Here is a 22,740-nt window from a genome sequence, read left to right on the forward strand (position 1 = left end):
CCCCCCCCCCCCCCCCCCCCCCCCCCCCCCCCCCCCCCCCCCCCCCCCCCCCCCCCCCCCCCCCCCCCCCCCCCACCTCTGCTCCTACAGGTTATGTGGTTTACAGGGCAGAAGGCCGGAGCAACGATTGGCCTCTACTCAGTCCTCGAGACGCGGGAAGCGGCTGGCGATGTCGTCGCCGGTGAAACTAGCCACCCTGCCTTCGGGGTTGTTAAACAGACGGATGGTGACGAAATGCGGGTGCTCGCACATGTCGAACCAATGCGGCGTACCGGCGGGCACCAGGATCAGGTCATTTTTCTCGCAAAGCACGGCGTAGACGTAATCGCCGATGTGCAGGGAGAACAAGCCACGGCCAGCGACGAAAAATCGTACTTCGTCTTCAGCGTAGCGGTGTTCATCGAGGAACCTGGCGCGCAGTTCGGCTTTTTGCGGGTGATCGCTGTTCAAACTGACGACGTCGACAGTGAGGTAACCGCGCTCGGTCATCAATTTGTCGATGTGCTCCTGATACGCGGCGATCACTTCTTCCTGGCTGGCACCGGGCTGGATTTTCGCTGTGGTTTGCCAACGGTCAAAGCGCACGCCCTGTTCGGCCAGGGTCGAGGCGATGTCCTCGAGGTGGGTCAGGACTTTGTTCGGTATTTCAGGGCTGGAGACGTGATAAACGGACAGGCTGCTCATCTGGGCAACTCCTTAACGGTTCATGCTTTATGGTTCGAGAGCGAGCGCGTCTTAAACTCGCACTCGAACAAAAATTCAAAAGCCTCGATCTGCCGTAGCGCGTCGCTCATGCGCACGCCCCACGTCGATGATTTCCGGGCGAGATGTTCGCAGGCCAGGCTCATGGCCTGTCCTCTTGCATACGTGTCGCAATGATAACGGCAGCGGCGAAGGCTGCGAGACTGGCAATGCTAAAGGTCACTGTGGCGCCGAGGGCATTCCAGCTGTAGCCGGAATACAACGCGCCCAGTGCGCCGCCGGTGCCAGCCAACGCAGCATACAACGCCTGGCCCTGGCCTTGCTGACGGGCGCCGAAGCTACGTTGCACGAACTGGATGGCAGCCGCGTGAAAGCTGCCGAAAGTTGCGGCGTGCAACACTTGGGCGAACAGCAATACCCAGAGGAATTCAGCAAACGAACCGAGCAACAACCAACGCAAAGCCGCCAGCAGGAAACTCGCCAGCAGCACCCGGCGCACCGAGAAGCGCGCCAGAATCTTGCTCATGGCCAGGAACATTAATACTTCAGCGACCACGCCCAAGGCCCAGAGCATACCAATCAAGCCACGGGTGTAACCCAGTCGCTCAAGGTGCAGGGTCAGAAAGGTGTAATACGGCCCGTGGCTCATCTGCATCAGGGCCACGCAACCGTAGAATGCCAACACGCCGGGGTTGCGCAATTGCTGGAGGAATCCCTTCCCCGCCAACCGTTCACTCTGGACCGGTTGCGCGTTGGGTACCCACAAACTGCTGACGACGATCCCGGCCATGATCAGCACCAGCGCCACCGGATAGATGTCCAGGCTAAGCCATTCGAACAACCGGCCGAGGGCGACCACGGTGATGATGAAGCCGATGGAACCCCACAGGCGAATCTGACTGTAGCGAGATGTCTGCCCCTGCAAATGCGCCAGGGTGATGACTTCGAACTGCGGCAATACCGCATGCCAGAAGAACGCGTGCAAGGCCATGACCATTGCCAGCCACGCGTAGCTTTTGCTGACGAAAATCAGTGAGAAGGTCAGCAACGTACAGACCGCGCCGAACCGCACGATGGCCAGCCGTCGCCCGGTGTAGTCACCGAGCCAGCCCCAGATGTTCGGCGCCACGCAGCGCATCAGCATCGGGATCGCCACCAGTTCGCCAATGCGCGCACTGGAAAAGCCCAGGTGATCGAAGTACAGCGCCAGGAATGGCGCTGTCGAACCGAGTAATGCGAAATAGAACAGATAGAAACTGGAAAGCCGCCAGTACGGAAGCGCCGTCACGTCGTCAGGCCCCGGCGGCTATGAGGCTCTGCACAAAAACTGCCTGCGCGACGAGTTTTCGTACAGACCCTGCGTCAGCCATTAAAGCTGACCCAGCACCGGAGTGCTCACGCGCACATCGACGTTCTGCCCGCGGTGACGCAGCAGGTGATCCATCAATACGATGGCCATCATCGCTTCGGCAATCGGCGTGGCGCGGATGCCGACGCACGGGTCGTGACGGCCCTTGGTGACGACCTCAACCGGGTTGCCATGGATGTCGATGGAACGGCCCGGCGTGGTGATGCTCGATGTCGGCTTAAGCGCCAGGTGCGCCACGATCGGCTGACCGGACGAGATGCCACCGAGAATGCCGCCGGCGTTGTTGCTGAGGAAACCTTCCGGAGTCATTTCATCACGGTGTTCGGTGCCGCGCTGGGCGATGCTGGCAAAACCGGCGCCGATCTCAACGCCTTTGACCGCGTTGATGCTCATCAGCGCGTGGGCCAGTTCGGCGTCGAGGCGGTCGAAGATCGGCTCGCCGAGGCCCGGCATCACGCCTTCGGCGACCACGGTGATTTTCGCGCCGACCGAATCCTGGTCGCGACGCAACTGGTCCATATAGGCTTCCAGCTCCGGCACTTTGTCCGGGTCGGGGCTGAAGAAGGCGTTTTCTTCCACCGAATCCCAGGTCTTGAACGGGATTTCAATCGGGCCGAGCTGGCTCATGTAGCCACGAATGACGATGCCTTGGGTAGCCAGGTACTTTTTCGCAATCGCCCCTGCCGCCACGCGCATGGCGGTTTCACGGGCCGAACTGCGACCGCCGCCGCGGTAATCGCGCTCGCCGTATTTGTGGTGGTAGGTGTAGTCGGCGTGGGCCGGGCGGAACAGATCCTTGATCGCCGAATAGTCCTTGGACTTCTGGTCGGTGTTGCGGATCAACAGGCCGATGGCGCAACCGGTGGTGCGGCCTTCGAACACGCCGGAAAGGATTTCGACTTCGTCGGCTTCCTGGCGCTGGGTGGTGTGGCGGCTGGTGCCGGGCTTGCGGCGATCCAGGTCGCGCTGCAGATCCTCAAGGGAAATCTCCAGGCCCGGCGGGCAGCCATCGACAATGGCGACCAACGCCGGACCATGGCTTTCGCCCGCAGTGGTGACAGTGAACAGCTTGCCGTAGGTATTGCCGGACATGCGGGACGCTCCGTGAAATCGAAACTAAAATACGTAATGCGCGCCAGTATACGCAGGCTACCCGACTAGTTCATCCTCGAACCTTATGCTCGAACCTTATGGCCGCCTGCGAGTCCAACCGGCACCGAGTGGATGATGGCGTGATGATGCTGCGAGTTTTAGCCTTGAGCCTTACTTTGTTTACCGGCCTGCTCCCCTATGTGGCCCAGGCCACCGTCCTGCAACGTCCCATCACATTGGACACGGGCAGCGGCGAGCTTTTCGGCTCGCTGTTGCTGCCCAAGTCCGACACGCCAGTGCCGGTTGTCCTGATCATTTCTGGCTCCGGTCCTACGGATCGTGACGGAAACAACCCCGACGGCGGACGCAACGACAGCCTCAAACGGCTGGCCTGGGTGCTGGCCAAACACAACATCGCCAGCGTGCGCTACGACAAACGCGGCGTGGCGGCGAGCCTGGCTGCGACTCCAGACGAACGTAATCTGTCGGTGGAGGCCTATGTGGCTGACGCCCAAGCCTGGGGCCACAAGCTCAAAACCGATCCGCGCTTTGGCAAACTGATTTTGCTCGGCCACAGCGAAGGTGCGTTGATCGCCAGCCTCGCGGCACCAAACATCGATGCCGCGGCGGTGATTTCCCTGTCCGGCAGCGCCCGACCGATCGATCAGGTACTGCGCCAGCAGTTGAGTAATCGCCTGCCGCCTCCCTTGATGCTGCGCAGCAATGAACTGCTCGACAGCCTCAAGGCCGGCCACACCGACGACAACGTGCCACCGCAATTGCAGGTGATTTTCCGCCCCAGCGTGCAGCCGTATCTGATTTCGCTGTTCCGCCAGGACCCGGCAGCGGCCTTCGCCAAACTGAAAATGCCGGCGTTGATCATCCAGGGCAGCAACGACATTCAGGTCGGCGTGGGTGATGCCAAGGCGCTCAAGGCCGCCAAACCGGACGCCGAACTGGCGCTGATCGAAGGCATGAACCACGTGATGCGCATCGTGCCCAACGACGTGAAGCGGCAATTGGCCTCCTATAAAGATCCGCAATTACCGCTGGCGGCCGAACTCGGCGCGCGAATCCTCGAGTTTATTGACGGACTTCGCACCCGTTAAACGCTGTCAGAAGGCGTTCTCAACCAGTTTTCACGCCGTGAAAACCAGTTGAGAACGTCCCTGGCCCTCCAGTCCTGAAAAAAACGGCCGATAAGCCTTTGTCGCCAGCGCTATGACTGGCGGCAAGCAGAGCTTGGACAGGATCTCGCCGTTATGACTGATACCCAGACTTCACCCGACACCACCGCTGAAAAAGACGCACCGCCAGCGGTCGAGCTGCCGTGGGCGGACGTCCACGTCGAGCACCACAAAATGCTCCGCCTGGCGCCGCTGAAAACCGACCGCAACACCGGTGGACGGCCGTTGCGCTTTGTCGAATTCGGTTACGCCGAACGCAATAGCAAGGAACACAGCCTGCTGCGCATGGCCATCAAACTGCCGGGCCAACGGGTGCGCAAAGAACAGAATCATCTGGATGTCTGGGTTGATCACGCTTCCAAACGTGTGCATTTCGGCCCGGAAAGTGGTTTGCAGATCGAGCCGATGAACCGTGGCATCGGGCGCTATATGGCCGCTCAGGGCATTACGTGGGCGAAAAAGAGATGGCCCGCTTATACCGTCGACGGCACTGACCTGAACAACAAGGATGCGCTGAACGAAGACACTCGCCTGCGCCGCGATCACTTTCTGCGGGTGCACGGTTTTGACGTGGTCTACGCCGACGCCCAGCATTTGAAGGGCAGCGTTAAAGAGGTGTCGGTCGGTGATTTGCTCGGCGACTGGAACAGCGAAAAGTTGCAGCAGGTGGAAATCCTCGAAGCCGCGCAGATGCTCCAACAAGCCGAGCAGAACCTGGCGGAACAGGAAGTCAAACTGAAGAAGCACGAAGAAAAAGTCAGCAAGTACAAACGCGAAGACGCCGGGCTGCGTTTTACCATTACCTGTCTGGTGGCGTTTGCGGTGTTTCAGGCGGGATTGTTGATCTGGATTGCTACGCACCGTTGAAGGCTTGAGACCGCGGCGCTGCCATCGCGGGCAAGCCACGCTCCCACAGGTTTTGTGTGTGCCAGATCAATAGGACACAACACAAAACCTGTGGGAGCGTGGCTTGCCCGCGATGGCTTTCTAGAGTCAGACGCGAGAAGCGAACAGCGCCTGATGATCGCGGCACTGCTCCGCTGTCAGCATGAACACTCCATGCCCACCGCGCTCGAACTCCAGCCAGGCGAAGTCGACTTCCGGGTACAGCGCCTCGACGTGAACCTGGCTGTTACCCACCTCGACAATCAGCAAACCTTTCTCGGTCAGATGATCCGCCGCTTCGGCGAGCATGCGGCGCACCAGGTTCAAACCGTCGTCGCCACAGGCCAGGCCCAGCTCCGGTTCGTGCTGATATTCGTCCGGCATGTCGGCGAAATCTTCCGCATCGACGTAGGGCGGGTTCGACACGATCAGGTCGAAACGTTGACCCGGCAAGCCATCAAAACCATCGCCCTGAACGGTGAACACCCGCTCATCGACACCGTGGCGCTCGATGTTCTGGTTCGCCACTTCCAGCGCTTCGAACGACAGATCGGCCAGTACCACTTCGGCGTTCTGGAACTCGTAGGCACAGGCGATGCCGATGCAACCGGAACCGGTGCACAGGTCTAGAATGCGCGCAGGCTCGGCGCCGAGCCACGGTTCGAAACGCTTTTCGATCAGCTCGCCAATTGGCGAACGCGGGATCAGCACGCGTTCGTCGACAATGAACGACATACCGCAGAACCAGGCTTCACCCAGCAGGTAAGCGGTCGGAATGCGCTCTTCGATGCGACGTTTGAGCAGGCGCTGCAAGTTGACCAGTTCGTCCTCTTCCAGATTGCAGTCGAGGTAGCTATCAGCAATTTCCCACGGCAGGTGCAATGCACCCAACACCAGTTGACGGGCTTCGTCCCAGGCGTTGTCGGTCCCATGGCCGAAAAACAGATCCTCCCCATGGAAGCGGCTGACGGCCCAACGGATATGGTCACGCAGGGTACGAAGTCGGGAAGTGATCACGGGGCAAACTCCAGAAAAAACGACTGACGATTCTAACAGCCAAAAGACGCCACGACGACGCAGGAAAAACACCGGACCAGATGTAGGACTCTTCTATTTTTTCAGCAAGCTATTGAACAGAACGAGTATCTTGACAAGGCTGCGACCCAACAACGGCGGTGCCTACGATGGTAGCGATTCACAGAAGCGCTCAGCCAGAGGACAATGTCGCAAAAGCCCCACTCGAAGGAGCCCCAGAATGTCCGTTCCAAAAACGATGTTTCAACTCAGCGGCCGTGGTTATGCAGCGGCCAATCTGGGTCATGCGACCCTTGTCATCATCGATGCCCAGAAAGAATACCTCAGCGGCCCCTTGGCACTGAGCGGCATGGATGCTGCCGTCGCGAACATCAAGCAACTGGTCGCCGCTGCCCGTGCTGCCGGTCGGCCGATCGTGCACGTGCGCCACCTCGGCACCGTCGGTGGGCTGTTCGACCCGCAAGGCGAGCGCGGTGAGTTCATCCCGGGCCTGGAGCCACAGGGCGATGAAACCATCATCGGAAAATTGCTGCCGAGTGCGTTTCATGGCACCGAACTGCTGGAGCGCCTGCAGAATCTCGGCTCGCTGGACCTTATCGTCTGCGGCTTCATGAGCCATTCCAGCGTCAGCACTACCGTGCGCGCCGCGAAGAACCTGGGCTTTCGTTGCACATTGGTTGAAGACGCCTGCGCGACTCGCGATCTGCCCTCCAAGGGTGGCGTCCTGAGCGCCGAGCACGTTCAGCACACCGAGATGGCGATCATGGCGGACAATTTCGCCACCCTCGCCCAGACCCGCGAACTGATCTGATCGACCGTCGATGAGCGGTCCATGCCGCCGCTCATCCGCAAAAGCCTCTCATTTGCTGTAATTGCCCTAGCCTCAGGAACATCCCGGTCAACTCCCGGTCGAAGGGCCGATACCCATTGAGGAAGGTCGGAATGAAGTTATCCGATGGTTTTGATGCACGCCGCTTGCGGCCCAAAGGCCAAAGCAACTGGCGTTTTCGCTTCGGCGCAGCCATTGCCGCTCTGCTGGCGATGTGCGGCGTGCTGCTGGTGATGGCAGGTGCCGCCAGCCTGCTCGGCCAAGCGCCCGCCCTGGGCGAGTTGAATACCAACCGGGTCGGTTCGGCAGTGATTTTGGCGATTGGCCTGTTCGTGCTGTACATCGGCGTGTGGCTGTGGCGCCGCTGCCGCCGCCGTTCGCGTCAATCGCAAGAGCTGAACATGTCCCCGCATTTGATGAAAAAACACGACTGAGCCGAACGCCACGCGTTTTGTCGCGCCCCATTCGCTTCGACTTGGGTAAACTGGCCGCCCTTCGCGGAGGCTGACATGCAAGACGACGATTTTTCCCTGTTCAAAAGCGCGATCCAAGGCGTCAAGCCGATCAAGCACGATCGCGCCGAAACCGGCAAACCCAAGGCCGACCGCGCGCAAATCGCCAAGCTGCGCCAGGCCGCCACCGTGCGCACCGATGCCACCACCGTTGATGGGCTGTCCGATCAGTTCGTCATTGATGTCGGCCCCGAAGATGAGCTGATGTGGGCCCGCGACGGTGTCCAGGAAAGCCAGATGCGCAAGCTCAAGATCGGACAGATTCCGTTCGAAGGCAGCCTCGACCTGCATGGCATGAACGTGGAAAAGGCCCGTGAGACCCTATGGGCCTTTCTGGCCGAAGCGACCAAATTCGAAATCCGCTGCGTACGTGTCACCCACGGCAAAGCGGTGCGCCTGGACGGCAAGCGGCCGATGATCAAAAGCCACGTCAACACGTGGCTGCGCCAGCATCCACAGGTGCTTGGCTTCACCTCGTGCCAACCGAAACACGGCGGCGCCGGAGCGGTTTATGTGATGCTCAAACGCACCATGATGGAAGGTCGCGACGAGTGATGCCGTCGCTTCACGCTTGCAGCGCCGTGTCCGTCACCGTACCCTTGCCCTTTGCGTAAAATCCCACAGGTAGTTTCATGTCCCTGGAACAGAATTACACCGAGATTCTCGGCCAATTGGGCGAGGACGCCTCCCGCGAGGGCCTGCTCGACACGCCAAAACGTGCCGCCAAAGCCATGCAGTACCTCTGCCGCGGTTATGAACAGACACTGGAAGAGGTCACCAACGGTGCCTTGTTCAGCTCCGACAACAGCGAGATGGTGCTGGTCAAGGACATCGAGCTCTACTCGTTGTGCGAGCACCACATGCTGCCGTTCATCGGCAAGGCCCATGTTGCCTACATCCCGAGCGGCAAGGTCCTGGGGCTGTCGAAAGTCGCGCGGATCGTCGATATGTACGCTCGCCGCCTGCAGATCCAGGAAAACCTCAGTCGCCAGATCGCCGATGCGGTCCAGCAAGTCACCGGCGCCCTGGGCGTTGCGGTGGTGATCGAGGCCAAGCACATGTGCATGATGATGCGCGGTGTGGAGAAACAGAACTCGACGATGATCACCTCGGTGATGCTCGGCGAGTTCCGCGAAAACGCGGCCACCCGCAGCGAGTTTCTCAGCCTGATCAAGTAACTCGCAGCACGAAGAAAACCGGCACTGATCGCCGGTTTTTTTTTCGCCTGCGAAAATCAGGTAAGCTGCGCGCCTTCTGTTTGCCCCTGTGAGGCTTATACCATGTTCGTTAAAGCGCTTCGTGTCGGCCTTGGCCAACTGATCATCTTCATCGACTTCATCACCCGTCCGGGCAAAAAACAGCGCCCTGCCGAAGCTCAGGCTCAGGTCAACACGGCCGCCAAGGACCTGACCCTGTATCAGTTCCATGCTTGCCCGTTCTGCGTGAAAACCCGCCGCACCCTGCGTCGCCTGAACGTTCCGGTGGCGTTGCGCGATGCGAAGAACAACGAACAGGATCGCCAGGCTCTGCTGGAGCAAGGTGGCAAGATCAAGGTGCCGTGCCTGCGCATCGAAGAGAATGGCCAGACCACCTGGATGTATGAGTCCAAGGTGATCATTGATTATCTGGATAAGCGGTTTGCTGCAGCCTGAGGTTTTGTGGTGTTTCGACCGGCGCCATCGCGGGCAAGCCCGCTCCCACAAGGATTTGTAGAGTAAATGGGATCTGTGTTTAAAACAGATCCACTGTGGGAGCGGGCTTGCCCGCGATGACGCCAGACCAGCCACCACAAACTTCAGACAAAAATAAACCGGCCCATGGGCCGGTTTATTTTTTTCTGCATCCCCTCAAGCCGCTTCTGCGGCCTGGGCCTGACGCACCACCGTCGCCAATCGCTTGAGCCCTTCGTCCAGCCGCGCCGGGTCGATGTGGCTGAAATTCAGCCGCAGATGACCGGGGTTGTTGTCCGGTTCAGGAAAAAATGGCTCGCCCGGCATAAACGCCACATCCGCCGCCAGCGCAGCCTTGAGCAGCGTGCGCGTATCGAGCGGCTGCTTGAGTGTCAGCCAGAAAAACAACCCGCCCTGCGGCACGTTCCACTGCGCCAGATCGGAAAAGTGCGTTTCCAATGCCGACTGAAACGCATCCCGACGAACCCGATAGAAATCACGCAACTCACCCAGATGCTGTTGGTATTTCTCAGTGCCGATCCATTGCAGCGCTTGCCACTGCCCGATGCGGTTGGTGTGCAGATCGGCCGATTGCTTGAGCCGCAGCAAGTGCGCAAACAGGTCTGGGCTGGCGATCAGGTAACCGACCCGCAAGCCCGGCAACAGGGTTTTCGACACGGTGCCGGTGTAGATCCAGCTGGCTTTGTTCAAGCGGCTGACGATCGGCGTGGCACTGCCGCCGTCGAAGGTCAGTTCGCGGTAGGGTTCGTCTTCGATCAGGGTTACGCCGAACTCGTCGAGCAACGCCGCCACTGCATCGCGCTTAGCCTCGCTGTAGCGCACTGCCGAGGGGTTCTGAAACGTCGGAATCAGGTAGATGAACGCTGGCTTGTGTTTTTCCAGACGGTTACGCAGTTGTGCCAGGTTCGGGCCATCGGCTTCCAATGGGACGGTGATGCAGTCGGCGCCAAACAGCTGAAAAATCTGCAACGCCGCCAGGTAGGTCGGTGCTTCGAGCAGAATCTCGGTGCCTTTGTCGATGTACAGCTTGGCCGCCAGATCGAGGGTTTGCTGGGAGCCGCTGACCACCAATACCTGACTCGCCTCACACGGCACACCCAACGCTCGGGCTTCGGCCGCCAGCGCCTCACGCAGTGCCGGCTCGCCTTCGCTCATGCCGTATTGCCCCATGGACAGTGGCATATCCGCCCACTCGACTTTCGGCAGCATGGCTTCGGCCGGCAAGCCGCCGGCGAACGACATCACTTCCGGACGCTGGGCGGCGGCGAGGATTTCACGGATCAAAGAACTTTTAAGGCGCGAGACACGTTCGGAAAAAGCCATGGGGGTCACCGGTAGCGAGGCCTGAGGAAAATGAGTCAAACTGGTTGACCGAAATTACGACAGACCGAGCGGATACGTCAACATGCTTGACCTTAAAAACCCCAGCACTCAGCAACAAGCCATGGAAGCGTTTTTCTTCGGTTACCAGGCGTTCACCGCCAAGGCCGACGAAATGCTCGAGCGTCGCGGCTTGAGCCGAGTGCACCAACGCATCGTGTTTTTCATTGCCCGCTACCCTGCCCTCAGCGTCAAGGAGTTGCTGGCGTTGCTCGGCGTGAGCAAACAGGCGCTGAACATGCCGCTGCGTCAGTTGGTAGAAATGCATTTGGTGAACAGCGTCGCGTCCGAGACCGACAAGCGTAAGCGGCTGCTGGAACTGACTGCAGAAGGCGCGCGGTTCGAGCAGTCGCTGCGGCGCGAGCAGGTGAAATTGCTCGAGCGGGTGTTTGCCGAAGCTGGGGAGACGGCGGTGAATGGGTGGTTGGCGGTGAATCTCGCGCTGGGTAAAGCCCAGGTCTTTCCAAGCTGATCGTTCCCACGCTCTGCGTGGGAATGCATCCCGTGACGCTCTGCGTCACATCAACGGCGGACGCAGAGCGTCCATGGCGGCATTCCCACGCAGAGCGTGGGAACGATCGTCTATAGCCGATATATCCCGATCAACAAACTTTTCGTCTACAAAATCAAAAACATTATTTGCTTTATTTGTATACAAAAGCATAATTCGCTTCGTGCGAGTTCTTGACCAACAAGTCAACAAATTCGCAAGTACCTCAAAGGGTCGCTGCCACCCTCATGGGTCCGGCCCTGGAAATAACAATAAAACTCTTGAGGAGTACTCGCTGTGGAAAGCCGCAAATCCGAAGCCCCGACGCTGGAACTCTCGCCGCCATTACGCAATGGCTGGCTGGAGCGCATCTTCAAACTCAGCTTGCACGGCACCACGGTGAAGACCGAGCTGATCGCCGGTCTGACAACCTTCATCACCATGGCTTACATCATCTTCGTCAACCCGAACATCATGGCCGATGCCGGCATCGATCACGGTGCGGCGTTCGTCGCCACCTGCATCGCCGCCGCACTGGGTTGCCTGCTGATGGGCCTGTACGCCAACTGGCCGGTCGGCCTGGCACCGGGCATGGGCCTGAACGCGTTCTTCACTTACACCGTGGTCGGCACCATGGGCTACAACTGGGAAACCGCCCTTGGTGCGGTGTTCGTTTCCGGTGTGTTGTTCATGTTCCTGACCTTTTCCCGGATTCGCGAATGGCTGCTCAACAGCATTCCAGTGAGTTTGCGCTTTGCCATGGGCGCCGGTGTGGGTCTGTTTCTAGGGCTGATCGGCTTGAAAACCGCAGGCATCGTGGTCGATAGCCCGGCCACCCTGATCAAGCTCGGTTCCCTGCGCGAACCTGGTCCGCTGCTGGCGGCCATCTGCTTCCTGATGATCGCCGTGCTCAGCTACCACAAAGTGTTCGGCGCGATCCTCATCAGCATCATCACCGTGACCCTGGCCGGTTGGGGCCTGGGGCTGGTGCACTACGAGGGCATCATGTCTGCCCCGCCGAGCCTGGCTCCGACGTGGATGGCCATGGACGTCGCCGGTGTATTCAATATCAGCATGATCAGCGTGGTTCTGGCTTTCCTCTTTGTGCACATGTTTGACACCGCTGGCACCTTGATGGGCGTTGCACAACGCGCCGGTCTGGTAAACGCTGACGGCAAGATCGAAAACCTTTCCCGCGCCCTCAAAGCCGACAGTGCTTCCAGTGTATTCGGTGCGGTGGTCGGTGTTCCGCCAGTCACCAGCTATGTGGAAAGTGCCGCGGGTGTCGCAGCGGGTGGTCGGACTGGTCTTACCGCTGTGACCGTAGGTGTGCTATTTATTGCCGCGATGTTTTTCGCACCGCTGGCTGGCATGATCCCCGCTTATGCAACCGCCGGTGCGCTGATTTATGTGGCGATGCTGATGATGGGCGGCATGGCGCATATCGAATGGGACGAAGCGACCGACAGCATTCCGGCGATCGTTACCGCGATCATGATGCCGCTGACCTTCTCGGTCGCCGACGGTATCGCGCTGGGCTTTATCACTTACGTGGTGCTGAAGGCTTTCACCGGTAAACACAAGGAAATTTCCGTCAGTTTGTGGGTGCTCTGCGCGATCTTCATCGCCAAGTTCATTTTCTTGTAAGCCGTCTACGTTTCAAAAACAGTGTTTCAAAACAGCCTCACCCCGTCGGGTGAGGCTTTTGCATATAGGGAGGAAAGTGATGAGTCTGGAAACCTGGCTGCTGTTCAGCGGCGCTGCGCTGGTGGTGATCCTGATCCCGGGACCACTGTCGTTGCTGATGATCAGCAACAGCCTGAATTACGGTTTGCGCCGCTCTTACCCGGCGTTTCTGGGAGGCGTGATTGCGTCGATCTGCCTGCTCAGTGCTTCGGCGCTTGGCTTGGGCGCATTGTTGCTGGCATCGGAACAGCTGTTCAGCGCCCTGAAAATCGTCGGTGCGTTGTACCTGTTCTATCTCGCCTGGCAGAGCTGGCAGCAATCGCGTCAGCCCTCCCAAGGCGCCGAAGTGCCCCAGGCTGCGCCGGTGCCGCGCTTTCGTGCACTGTTCGGGCGCGCGTTCATGCTCGGCGCGAGCAATCCGAAAGACATTTTGTTCTTTGCCGCTTTCCTGCCGCAGTTTTTGAGTGCTGAGCAACCCTTCTTGCCGCAGTTGCTGGTGATGATTGCCACCTGGACCGTGCTGGATCTGCTGTGCAAATTGGCTTATGGCCTCGGAGCTCATGGCGCGGCGCGGTATTTGCGCAGCGGCAACGGGCAGAGCTGGTTTAACCGGGTGAGTGCGGGGTTGTTTAGCGGGGCTGGTGCGGCGTCGTTGTTGAGTCGTTAAAAGCAAAAGCTTCGCGAGCAAGCCCGCTCCCACACTGGATCTTCTGCGAATACATTATTTATGACCGGCAGAGATCAAATGTGGGAGCGGGCTTGCTCGCGAAGGCGTCATCAGCAACACCACATTTCTCAGAGCAAAAAAAAGCCCGCAGTGTGAGCGGGCGAAAGACCAAAGAAGCTATATGCGCAGTCGCTTCTCGGAGGAGGCAGCTGCTTGGGGGATCAACTGCCTCGGTACGTGGAATAGCTGTACGGCGAAATCAACAACGGCACGTGGTAGTGATCCTGTTCCGCAGAGATGCCGAAACGCAGCACCACCACATCCAGGAACGCAGGCTCAGGCAGCTGAACCCCACGGGCGCGGTAGTAATCACCCGCATGAAACTGAAGCTGATAGACCCCGGACCGATAGTCATCACCTTGCAGCAACGGCGAATCGACACGGCCATCGCTGTTGGTGAGCGCAGTGGCGACCAATTCCAGCAGCGAACCTTCAACGCGGTACAACTCGACCTTGATCGAGCTGCCCGGGCAACCGTGTGCAGCGTCCAAAACGTGTGTAGTCAAACGTCCCATTGATTCTGCGCGCCTGCCTGCGTGGAGCAGTCAGACCTCGCGCCTCCCGAAGTCAGTTGAAAAGGAGACCGCACCGTTTCGGAGCACGAAAAGCTGCGGCGAGCGACTGATTAAGACACTTTTCATAAAAATTGTACACAATAAAAACGACATTTTTACCGCCAACTCCGCCATTCAGGGTTTAACGGCGAATCTGACGCCAAACCATACGATCAGCGGACCTCCTATCCATTAGCTGACCAGTCAGGCAGGTTTCTTGCAGTACCCTTCAAAGCGACCAGTCAGTGAAAAATGCAAAAAATCAGGCTTACAAAGTGAATATAAAGTTGTATACAATCACTCCATCGCTGTGACGCCAGCCTGCCCTCTCATCGCCAGGCCGCCACACACACCCTGACTTTGAACAAGTCGACACGAACAAGAAGGAAGACTGCAGTGAGCGCTGACTATCCACGCGACCTGATCGGTTACGGCAGTAACCCTCCTCACCCACACTGGCCGGGCAATGCCCGCATCGCGCTGTCCTTCGTGCTCAATTACGAGGAAGGTGGCGAGCGCAATATCCTGCACGGCGATAAAGAGTCCGAAGCTTTCCTCTCGGAAATGGTCTCGGCGCAGCCGCTGCAAGGCGAGCGCAACATGAGCATGGAATCCCTTTACGAGTATGGCAGCCGTGCCGGCGTCTGGCGGATTCTGAAATTGTTCAAGGAATTCGACATTCCGCTGACCATCTTCGCCGTGGCCATGGCCGCCCAGCGCCACCCGGACGTGATCCGCGCCATGGTCGATGCCGGTCACGAAATCTGCAGCCACGGCTACCGCTGGATCGACTACCAGTACATGGACGAAGCGCAGGAGCGCGAGCACATGCTCGAAGCGATCCGCATCCTCACTGAAATCACCGGCGAGCGCCCTCTGGGCTGGTACACCGGCCGCACCGGCCCGAACACCCGTCGGCTGGTGATGGAAGAAGGCGGTTTCCTCTACGACTGCGACACCTACGACGACGACCTGCCCTACTGGGAACCGAACAACCCGACCGGCAAGCCGCATCTGGTGATCCCCTACACCCTGGACACCAATGACATGCGCTTCACCCAGGTCCAGGGCTTCAACAAGGGCGACGATTTTTTTGAATACCTCAAAGACGCCTTCGACGTGCTGTATGCCGAAGGTGCGGAAGCACCGAAGATGTTGTCGATCGGCCTGCACTGCCGTCTGATTGGCCGTCCGGCGCGTCTGGCTTCGCTCAAACGCTTTATCGAATACGCTAAAAGTCATGAACAGGTGTGGTTCAGCCGCCGCGTCGACATCGCTCGCCACTGGCACGAAACCCACCCGTTCCAAGGGGCCGCGAAATGAGCACCTTTCAAACCATCAAACCATCGACCCTGAGCCGCGACGCGTTTGTCGCCGCCTTCGCCGACATCTACGAACACTCGCCATGGGTGGCCGAGAAGGCCCTCGACCTGGGCCAGGACGCTTCGATCGACGAGATCGAAACCCTGCACCAGCGCATGAGCGACATCTTGTTGAGCGCTGATCACACGAGCCAACTGGCCCTGATCAACGCTCACCCGGACCTGGCCGGCAAAGCCGCCGTCCAGGGCCAGCTTACCGCTGCCAGCACTGAAGAACAGTCTGGCGCGGGTATTCACCAATGCTCGAGCGATGAGTTCCAGCGCTTCACCGAGCTGAACGACGCCTACAAAGCCAAGTTCAAGTTTCCCTTCATCATGGCGGTAAAAGGCAGCAACCGGCATCAGATCCTCGCGGCGTTCGAAACGCGCATCCACAACTCGGTCGACACCGAATTCAAATGCGCGCTGGCGGAGATTAACAAGATCGCCCTGTTCCGATTACTGACCCTATAGCGAACTTGGCCCGAGCGTTAAAAAACGCGGAAAACGCCCAGGGCCCTGCAAGCATCCCAAGCCAACTAATTAAAGGCAGACAAGAAGAATGAAAGCTTACGCCGTACCTTTCGAGAAGTTCGTCAACCTGGCCGACGCCCGTCTGGGCACCAAAATCATCTCGGTCACCGATGACTGGTTCGCCGACGCCAACCGTCTGTTCCAACCGACCCCGGCCGTGTGGAAGGAGGGCGTGTTCGATGACAACGGCAAGTGGATGGACGGCTGGGAGTCGCGCCGCAAGCGCTTCGAAGGCTACGACAGCGCGGTGATCCGCCTGGGCGTACCGGGCTCGATCAAGGGCGTGGACATCGACACTTCATTCTTCACCGGCAACTACCCGCCATCGGCTTCCCTGGAAGCCTGCTTCCTGGCCTCGGGCGAGCCGGACGAAAACACCCAGTGGACTGAAGTGCTGTCGGCCGTCGAACTGCAAGGCAACAGCCACCACTACCACGAAATCAACAACGACCAGGCCTTCAGCCACCTGCGCTTCAACATCTACCCGGATGGCGGCGTGGCCCGTCTGCGCGTTTACGGCATTCCGTTCCGCGACTGGTCCGCTGTGGGCGACAACGAACAGGTCGACCTGGCCGCAGCCCTGAACGGTGGCCGTGCACTGGCCTGCTCCGACGAGCACTTCGGCCGCATGAGCAACATCCTCAACCCGGGCCGTGGCATCAACATGGGCGATGGCTGGGAAACCGCACGTCGTCGTACGCCGGGCAATGACTGGGTGATCGTCGCGCTGGGTCACGCCGGCGAGATCGAGAAAGTCATCGTCGACACCCTGCACTTCAAGGGCAACTACCCGGACACTTGCTCGATTCAGGGTGCATTCGTGAAGGGCGGCACCGACAGCCAGATCGAAACCCAATCGCTGTTCTGGCGTGAACTGTTGCCAAGCCAGAAGCTGGAAATGCACGCCGAACATACCTTCGCCGAGCAGATCAAGGCACTGGGCCCAATCACCCACATCCGCCTGAACGTGTTCCCGGATGGGGGCGTGAGCCGCCTGCGGGTATTGGGCAAGGTCGCTAAATAAGCGCTGAACCCAATCGCCAGCAGGCTGGCTCCCACAGGGAAATGCATTCCAAATGTGGGAGCTAGCCTGCTAGCGATAGCAACAGAACCAACAACACAGAATTCGGAAAAGAAGACCAGCATGCGCACATTGACGATTGAACCGCTGACCAAAGAAGCCTTCGCCCCTTTCGGTGACGTGATCGAAACCGACGGCAGCGATCACTTCATGATCAACAACGGTTCGACCATGCGCTTTCACAAACTGGCGACGGTGGAAACCGCTACGCCAGAGGACAAGGCAATCATCAGCATTTTCCGCGCCGATGCGCAGGACATGCCGCTGACCGTCTGCATGCTGGAGCGTCATCCGCTGGGCAGCCAGGCTTTCATTCCGCTGCTCGGCAACCCCTTTCTGATCGTGGTCGCGCCACTTGGCGATGAACCTGTATCAGGCTTGGTCCGCGCCTTCGTCACCAACGGCAGGCAGGGCATTAATTACCATCGCGGCGTTTGGCACCATCCGGTGCTGACGATCGAAAAGCGGGATGACTTCCTGGTGGTTGATCGCAGTGGCACAGGCAATAACTGCGATGAGCATTTTTTCAAAGAGGATGAGCGTTTGATCCTCGCCCCCCACCAATAAGAGAAGGTCTGATCACTCGACGACAGAGTGACAGGCGAGAGGTAAAGACTGTGGAAGCACATCTGTTGGAATGGCTGAACCTGAGCGTGCGCTGGGTTCACATGATCACTGGCGTGGCCTGGATCGGCGCGTCGTTCTATTTCGTCTGGCTGGAGAACAACCTCAATCGGGTCAACCCGAAAAACGGGCTGGCGGGCGATTTGTGGGCGATCCATGGCGGCGGTATCTATCACCTGGAAAAATACAAACTGGCTCCACCGACCATGCCGGATAACCTGCACTGGTTCAAATGGGAAGCCTACTTCACCTGGTTGTCGGGGGTCGCGCTGCTGTGCGTGGTGTTCTACTCCAACCCGACGCTCTACCTGCTCGCTCCGGGCAGCAGCCTGACCGGCCCTGAAGGTGTTCTGCTGGGAATCGGCTCGCTGTTCGTCGGCTGGTTCGTCTACTCCTTCCTCTGCGACTCGGCCCTGGGCAAACGCCCTGCCCTGCTCGGTTTCATCCTGTTCGTGCTGATCATTGGCGCGGCTTACGGCTTCAGCAAAGTGTTCAGCGGTCGTGGTGCGTACCTGCACGTCGGCGCGATCATCGGCACCATCATGGTCGGCAACGTGTTCCGCATCATCATGCCGGCCCAACGCGCATTGGTGGCGGCGATTGCCGAGAACCGCACGCCCGATCCGGCGCTGCCGGCCAAAGGCTTGCTGCGTTCGCGACACAACAACTACTTCACCTTGCCGGTGCTGTTCATCATGATCAGCAACCACTTCCCGAGCACTTACGGCAGCCAATACAACTGGCTGATCCTGGCCGGGATCGCGGTGCTGGCGGTGTTGGTGCGTCACTACTTCAACACCCGTCATGACAGCCACAAGTTTGCCTGGACCCTGCCCGCCGCGGCGGTCGGCATGATCTGCCTGGCCTACGTGACCGGGCCGGCGCCAATGTCCAGCGCACCTGAAGTGGCCAAGGCACCTGGGGCCATCGAGTATCAGCCGCTGCCGGAAACAGCCCTCGGCGGTGGCAAGAAACCGGCTGAAGCTGCACCGACGGCAGCCCCTGAAACTGCACCCGCCCAGGCATCCAATGCCGGTCCTGCCTTCGACAAGGTGCACGACGTGATCCAGGAACGCTGCACGGTCTGCCATTCGGCGAAACCCACCAGCCCGCTGTTCAGCGCGGCGCCGGCGGGCGTGATGTTCGATACCCCCGAGCAGATCAAGCTTCAGGCCCCGCGCATCCAGGCCCAGGCTGTCGCCAGCCAGATCATGCCATTGGGCAACATCACCCAGATGACCCAGCAAGAGCGCGACCTGATCGGTGCGTGGATTGTTCAGGGAGCTCAAACCCAATAAGCAACACACCGTTGTAGCGAGGGGGCTTTTGTGGCCACAACAAGCCCCCCGCCACAGGTCCACCTGATACACAAATCACAAGAATAAAAAAGATCCGAGGTGTTGCATGTCCGAGCTATCCGAAGCCCGCATCCCCGACGCACCCGCCATTCAGCGTTTACCCCTCTTGCAACTGCCGAAAGCGGCGCTCCTGGCCGCGTCGATTCCACCTGCGGTACTGGGCGGCACGGCGATTGCGATGTTCGGCATGGTCGCCGCCACCGGGATCAAGATTCTTCAGGAAGCCGGCTGCCACGCCCACCCGCACTGACCCACTAAAAGACACCCCCCCTTGTGGGAGCGAGCCTGCTCGCGATGACGGTAAGACATTCAACATCCGTGTTTGATTGAACCAACGCCATCACGAGCAGGCTCTCTCCCACAAGGGTGGCTGCCTGCGCCTCAAACAATAAAAACAAAAGGGAGCAACAGATGATTCGGATAAAAACCAGCGTGCTGTTGGGCTCTGGCCTGTTGGCCGCGAGCCAGGCCATGGCCGGTGATTTACTGCTGTGGCAAACCAACAGCCTGAGCTACCTGTACGGCAAGAATTTCGTGATCAACCCGTCGATCCAGCAGACGGTGACGTTCGAGCACGCCGACAAATGGAAGTACGGCGATAACTTCCTGTTCATCGACAAGATCTTCTACAACGGCGAAGAAGACCGCAATAAAGGCCCCCACGCCTTCTATGGCGAATTCAGTCCGCGCCTGTCCTTTGGCAAGATACTCGACCGTCGTTTCGAGTTTGGCCCGGTCAAGGACGTATTGCTGGCCATGACTTACGAGTATGGCGAAGGCGACAGCGAAGCGTATCTGATCGGCCCGGGTTTCGATCTGGCAGTACCGGGTTTCAACTACTTCACCTTGAACTTCTATCGTCGCCAGACCGAAGGCCCACGCCCCGGTGATGGTGTCTGGCAGATCACTCCCACCTGGTCCTACAGCGTTGCGCTAGGCAATTCGAACCTGTTGATCGATGGCTATCTGGACTGGGTGGTGGACAACGATCGCAATGCACGCGGCACTTACCACGCCAACTTGCACATCAATCCGCAGATCAAGTACGACCTGGGCAAAGTCTTGGGCTGGGGCGATAAATTCGTCTACGTCGGCACCGAATACAGCTATTGGAAAAACAAGTACGGAATCGAAAACAGCGCCAACTTTGACACTAACCAAAACACCGCCAGCCTGCTGGTAAAGGTGCACTTTTAAGATGGCCCGCAATCGTGCCCGATACCTGTCACGGGTGCTCTGTTGCAGGGCACTTGAGACCTGGCCAAGGAGTCAGTATTCTCCGCGCCCGCCCGAATCCGCTCTAAAAAAAAGCGCGGATTTAATTCCTGACCAGAAAGCCAACTTATCCCGGCTCTGGACAGTACCAAGGCTTCTCGAATTGACGCTCAATCGACTGTTTTCGAACAGCCGAGCGGGCGTTTTTTTACTTTTTGAAAGCCTTGGCTCAGCTCTTGCTAACAGCACTAAAGCTGACCGACTGGATTGTTTTTACAGCAAAGAAAAGGCGCCACACCAGAGCGCCGACCTTAGAAAAATAACGTGGAACCACCTACTTTTTGGGAGCAACCGAATGAAACGTACGTGCACCAGCCTGATGCTCGCGGGATCCTTGCTGGCCGGGGGCCAGGCAATGGCCGGCGACTTGCTGCAATGGCAGAACAACAGCCTGACCTACCTCTATGGCAAGGACTTCCAGGTCAACCCGCGCATTCAGCAAACCGTCACCTTCGAGCACGCCGATGCCTGGAAATACGGGGACAACTTCGTGTTCGTCGACAAGATTTTCTACAACGGCAAGGAAGACAGCGGCGTCGGCTCGAACACCTATTACGGCGAAATCAGCCCACGCTTGTCGTTTGGCAAGATCTTCGACCAGAAACTGGCGTTCGGCCCGATCAAAGACGTGCTGCTGGCCATGACGTACGAGTTCGGTGAGGGCGATACCGAGTCCTACCTGATCGGTCCGGGTTTCGACCTGGCGATTCCCGGGTTCGACTACTTCCAGCTGAACTTCTACCAGCGTCACACCGAAGGCAGCCGTGCGGGTGACAACGTCTGGCAGATCACACCGGCCTGGTCCTACACCATTCCCGTGGGCGATTCGAACATCCTGATCGATGGTTTCATGGACTGGGTAGTCGATAACGACAAGAACAGCAAAGGCACCTACCACGCCAACTTGCACTTCAACCCACAGATCAAATACGACTTGGGCAAAGCCCTGAACATCGGCGAGAAGCAGTTGTACGTCGGTGTCGAGTACGACTACTGGTCAGACAAGTACGGGATCAAGGACAGCCAGTACTTCAAGACCGATCAGAGCAACACGAGCTTCCTGGTGAAGTTCCACTTCTAATCGTAAAAGCTTCGCGGGCAAGCCTCGCTCCTACAGTAGATTTGTGAACGGCACAGATCAATGTAGGAGCGAGGCTTGCCCGCGAATCGCCGCACCGCAAATCTCAAGCCGGAACCGCAGGCTCCACCAACCCCAGAAACCGGCACAACTCATGCCGTTTGGCCAACGCATCGCGCCGCCCCAGATCGATCAACTCACTGCAATATCCAGCCTCGAACAGCAGGTAACTCAATACCCCTGCCCCGCTGGTCTTGGTCGCCCCCGGCCCGCGCAAAAACAGACGCAAGGCCGCCGGCAACTCCTGGCGATGCCGCGCCGCAATTTCATCGATCGGCTGACTCGGCGAAATCACCAGCACCTCCACCGGCGCTGCTCCCAATGCCCGACTCGGCGCGCCGTCGGGCAACAGATGGCTGAACTGATTCAGACGCTGCAGCAACTCGATGTCACTTTCCAGGCTGTCAATGAACGTACTGTTGAGCATGTGCCCGCCGATTTGGGCCAGGGTGGGCTGCTGACCTGTGTAGGCGCGTTGCAGCGGCTGTTGCGGGTCGACCCCGCGCGGGTTGCCGCTGACGCCCACCACCAGTACGCGGCTGGCACCCAGGTGCAGGGCCGGGCTGATCGGTGCCGATTGACGCACCGCGCCATCGCCGAAATATTCTTCGCCGATCTTCACCGGCGCAAACAGCAATGGAATCGCCGAACTGGCCAGCAAATGTTCGACGCTCAATTGGGTCGGTACGCCGATTCGCCGATGGCGCAACCAGGACTCGATCGTGCCGCCGCCCTGATAAAACGTGACGGCCTGACCGGACTCATAGCCAAACGCCGTGACCGCCACCGCCTTCAATTGCTTCTGCGCAATGGCCTCGGCAATTCCGGGCATGTGCAGTTTGTCGTTGAGTAAACCGCGCAGCGGCGAGCTGTTGAGCAGGGCCACGGGCACCGGAGCGCCAACCCCCATCAGATTGTGACTGACAAAACGGGTGGCTTGATGGATCACCCCCGGCCAGTCGCTGCGCAATACCAGATGACTGCGGAAACCTTGCCAGAAGGCAGTCAGACGCTGAATCGCGCCGCGAAAGTCCATTGCCCCACTGGCCAGGCTGACCGCGTTGATCGCGCCAGCCGATGTACCGACGATCACCGGAAACGGATTCGCCGCTCCCACCGGCAGCAGCTCGGCAATCGCCGCCAGCACGCCCACCTGATAAGCCGCCCGAGCCCCGCCGCCGGAAAGTATCAACCCTGTAACCGGATCAGCAGAACTCATCGCAACACTCC

At 59.0% G+C, this 22,740-nt stretch carries 24 protein-coding genes and 2 pseudogenes; 18 read left to right on the forward strand and 8 right to left on the reverse strand.

Features of this window, described 5'->3' with window-relative positions; genetic code table 11:
- Positions 1–138: 138 nt before the first annotated feature.
- The 4 genes and pseudogenes from AC1RQB_RS25330 to aroC form a co-directional block, all read right to left on the reverse strand.
- The gene (locus AC1RQB_RS25330; protein WP_063342989.1) at positions 139–684 is read right to left on the reverse strand and encodes a 1,2-dihydroxy-3-keto-5-methylthiopentene dioxygenase; all 546 of its coding nucleotides are present in this window, start codon (positions 682–684) and stop codon (positions 139–141) included.
- A 20-nt stretch (positions 685–704) separates the two neighbouring features.
- Positions 705–809 (reverse strand): annotated as a pseudogene (locus AC1RQB_RS25335) (hypothetical protein); the annotation flags it as partial.
- Between the two features lie 35 nt (positions 810–844).
- The gene (locus tag AC1RQB_RS25340; RefSeq protein WP_063342988.1) at positions 845–1,990 is read right to left on the reverse strand and encodes an MFS transporter; all 1,146 of its coding nucleotides are present in this window, start codon (positions 1,988–1,990) and stop codon (positions 845–847) included.
- Positions 1,991–2,071: 81 nt separating this feature from the next.
- Complete coding sequence (gene aroC / locus AC1RQB_RS25345; protein ID WP_030131637.1) at positions 2,072–3,163, reverse strand: chorismate synthase; 1,092 nt, start codon at positions 3,161–3,163, stop codon at positions 2,072–2,074.
- 98 nt (positions 3,164–3,261) lie between these two features.
- On the opposite strand from aroC, the gene AC1RQB_RS25350 reads away from it, so the two are divergent.
- Positions 3,262–4,272 (forward strand): alpha/beta hydrolase, encoded by a 1,011-nt coding sequence (locus AC1RQB_RS25350; RefSeq protein WP_063342987.1) that lies wholly within the window; start codon positions 3,262–3,264, stop codon positions 4,270–4,272.
- Between the two features lie 153 nt (positions 4,273–4,425).
- Entirely contained in the window at positions 4,426–5,217 is a 792-nt protein-coding gene (locus AC1RQB_RS25355; RefSeq protein ID WP_063342986.1) for a hypothetical protein, read from the forward strand.
- A gap of 126 nt (positions 5,218–5,343) precedes the next feature.
- Here the strand turns inward: AC1RQB_RS25355 and prmB are convergent, their stop codons facing one another.
- Positions 5,344–6,252, reverse strand: coding sequence for a 50S ribosomal protein L3 N(5)-glutamine methyltransferase (gene prmB / locus AC1RQB_RS25360; protein ID WP_008005645.1), 909 nt, complete (start codon positions 6,250–6,252; stop codon positions 5,344–5,346).
- Between the two features lie 238 nt (positions 6,253–6,490).
- Here prmB and AC1RQB_RS25365 point away from each other — a divergent pair, with 238 nt between their 5' ends.
- The 5 genes from AC1RQB_RS25365 (at position 6,491) to AC1RQB_RS25385 (ending at position 9,263) form a co-directional block, all read left to right on the forward strand.
- The gene (locus AC1RQB_RS25365) at positions 6,491–7,081 is read left to right on the forward strand and encodes a cysteine hydrolase family protein (RefSeq protein WP_008076357.1); all 591 of its coding nucleotides are present in this window, start codon (positions 6,491–6,493) and stop codon (positions 7,079–7,081) included.
- 131 nt (positions 7,082–7,212) lie between these two features.
- Positions 7,213–7,533 carry a hypothetical protein gene (locus AC1RQB_RS25370; RefSeq protein WP_007898816.1) on the forward strand — a complete coding sequence of 107 codons (321 nt, stop codon included), beginning with the start codon at positions 7,213–7,215 and terminating at the stop codon, positions 7,531–7,533.
- Positions 7,534–7,608: 75 nt separating this feature from the next.
- Positions 7,609–8,166 carry a Smr/MutS family protein gene (locus tag AC1RQB_RS25375; RefSeq protein ID WP_008005647.1) on the forward strand — a complete coding sequence of 186 codons (558 nt, stop codon included), beginning with the start codon at positions 7,609–7,611 and terminating at the stop codon, positions 8,164–8,166.
- Between the two features lie 77 nt (positions 8,167–8,243).
- The gene (folE, locus tag AC1RQB_RS25380; RefSeq protein WP_007898818.1) at positions 8,244–8,789 is read left to right on the forward strand and encodes a GTP cyclohydrolase I FolE; all 546 of its coding nucleotides are present in this window, start codon (positions 8,244–8,246) and stop codon (positions 8,787–8,789) included.
- A gap of 102 nt (positions 8,790–8,891) precedes the next feature.
- On the forward strand, positions 8,892–9,263 hold the full coding sequence (locus tag AC1RQB_RS25385; RefSeq protein ID WP_008076356.1) for a glutathione S-transferase N-terminal domain-containing protein: 372 nt from the start codon (positions 8,892–8,894) through the stop codon (positions 9,261–9,263).
- Positions 9,264–9,458: 195 nt separating this feature from the next.
- Here the strand turns inward: AC1RQB_RS25385 and AC1RQB_RS25390 are convergent, their stop codons facing one another.
- The gene (locus AC1RQB_RS25390; protein ID WP_063342985.1) at positions 9,459–10,625 is read right to left on the reverse strand and encodes an aminotransferase-like domain-containing protein; all 1,167 of its coding nucleotides are present in this window, start codon (positions 10,623–10,625) and stop codon (positions 9,459–9,461) included.
- An 82-nt stretch (positions 10,626–10,707) separates the two neighbouring features.
- On the opposite strand from AC1RQB_RS25390, the gene AC1RQB_RS25395 reads away from it, so the two are divergent.
- The 3 genes from AC1RQB_RS25395 to AC1RQB_RS25405 all read left to right on the forward strand — a co-directional run bounded on the left by AC1RQB_RS25395 (position 10,708) and on the right by AC1RQB_RS25405 (position 13,525).
- The gene (locus tag AC1RQB_RS25395; RefSeq protein ID WP_063342984.1) at positions 10,708–11,154 is read left to right on the forward strand and encodes a MarR family winged helix-turn-helix transcriptional regulator; all 447 of its coding nucleotides are present in this window, start codon (positions 10,708–10,710) and stop codon (positions 11,152–11,154) included.
- A 315-nt stretch (positions 11,155–11,469) separates the two neighbouring features.
- Positions 11,470–12,819: an NCS2 family permease gene (locus tag AC1RQB_RS25400; RefSeq protein WP_007898822.1), complete on the forward strand. Its 1,350-nt coding sequence runs from the start codon at positions 11,470–11,472 to the stop codon at positions 12,817–12,819.
- Positions 12,820–12,898: 79 nt separating this feature from the next.
- Positions 12,899–13,525, forward strand: a complete 627-nt coding sequence (locus tag AC1RQB_RS25405) for a LysE family translocator (protein ID WP_007898823.1) — start codon at positions 12,899–12,901, stop codon at positions 13,523–13,525.
- A 221-nt stretch (positions 13,526–13,746) separates the two neighbouring features.
- Here the strand turns inward: AC1RQB_RS25405 and uraH are convergent, their stop codons facing one another.
- Positions 13,747–14,100 (reverse strand): hydroxyisourate hydrolase, encoded by a 354-nt coding sequence (gene uraH, locus AC1RQB_RS25410; protein WP_063342983.1) that lies wholly within the window; start codon positions 14,098–14,100, stop codon positions 13,747–13,749.
- A 435-nt stretch (positions 14,101–14,535) separates the two neighbouring features.
- Here uraH and puuE point away from each other — a divergent pair, with 435 nt between their 5' ends.
- The 8 genes and pseudogenes from puuE (at position 14,536) to AC1RQB_RS25450 (ending at position 21,453) form a co-directional block, all read left to right on the forward strand.
- Positions 14,536–15,462 carry an allantoinase PuuE gene (puuE, locus tag AC1RQB_RS25415; RefSeq protein ID WP_063342982.1) on the forward strand — a complete coding sequence of 309 codons (927 nt, stop codon included), beginning with the start codon at positions 14,536–14,538 and terminating at the stop codon, positions 15,460–15,462.
- The gene (gene uraD / locus AC1RQB_RS25420; RefSeq protein WP_063342981.1) at positions 15,459–15,974 is read left to right on the forward strand and encodes a 2-oxo-4-hydroxy-4-carboxy-5-ureidoimidazoline decarboxylase; all 516 of its coding nucleotides are present in this window, start codon (positions 15,459–15,461) and stop codon (positions 15,972–15,974) included. The genes puuE and uraD overlap by 4 nt, the downstream gene beginning before the upstream one ends.
- Positions 15,975–16,062: 88 nt before the next feature.
- Positions 16,063–17,058, forward strand: a complete 996-nt coding sequence (gene alc, locus AC1RQB_RS25425) for an allantoicase (RefSeq protein WP_007898829.1) — start codon at positions 16,063–16,065, stop codon at positions 17,056–17,058.
- A 120-nt stretch (positions 17,059–17,178) separates the two neighbouring features.
- Entirely contained in the window at positions 17,179–17,682 is a 504-nt protein-coding gene (locus tag AC1RQB_RS25430; RefSeq protein WP_007898831.1) for an ureidoglycolate lyase, read from the forward strand.
- Between the two features lie 50 nt (positions 17,683–17,732).
- On the forward strand, positions 17,733–19,037 hold the full coding sequence (locus AC1RQB_RS25435) for a urate hydroxylase PuuD (protein WP_008076344.1): 1,305 nt from the start codon (positions 17,733–17,735) through the stop codon (positions 19,035–19,037).
- 163 nt (positions 19,038–19,200) lie between these two features.
- A pseudogene (locus AC1RQB_RS25440) lies at positions 19,201–19,323 on the forward strand (solute carrier family 23 protein); the annotation flags it as partial.
- 185 nt (positions 19,324–19,508) lie between these two features.
- Positions 19,509–20,294 (forward strand): outer membrane protein OmpK, encoded by a 786-nt coding sequence (locus AC1RQB_RS25445; protein WP_063342979.1) that lies wholly within the window; start codon positions 19,509–19,511, stop codon positions 20,292–20,294.
- Between the two features lie 373 nt (positions 20,295–20,667).
- Entirely contained in the window at positions 20,668–21,453 is a 786-nt protein-coding gene (locus AC1RQB_RS25450) for an outer membrane protein OmpK (protein WP_008076341.1), read from the forward strand.
- A gap of 103 nt (positions 21,454–21,556) precedes the next feature.
- On the opposite strand, the gene AC1RQB_RS25455 is transcribed toward AC1RQB_RS25450, so the two are convergent.
- Positions 21,557–22,729 carry a patatin-like phospholipase family protein gene (locus AC1RQB_RS25455; RefSeq protein WP_063342978.1) on the reverse strand — a complete coding sequence of 391 codons (1,173 nt, stop codon included), beginning with the start codon at positions 22,727–22,729 and terminating at the stop codon, positions 21,557–21,559.
- Between the last annotated feature and the right edge of the window lie 11 nt (positions 22,730–22,740).

Source organism: Pseudomonas sp. GW822-FHT02E03 (assembly GCF_058802325.1).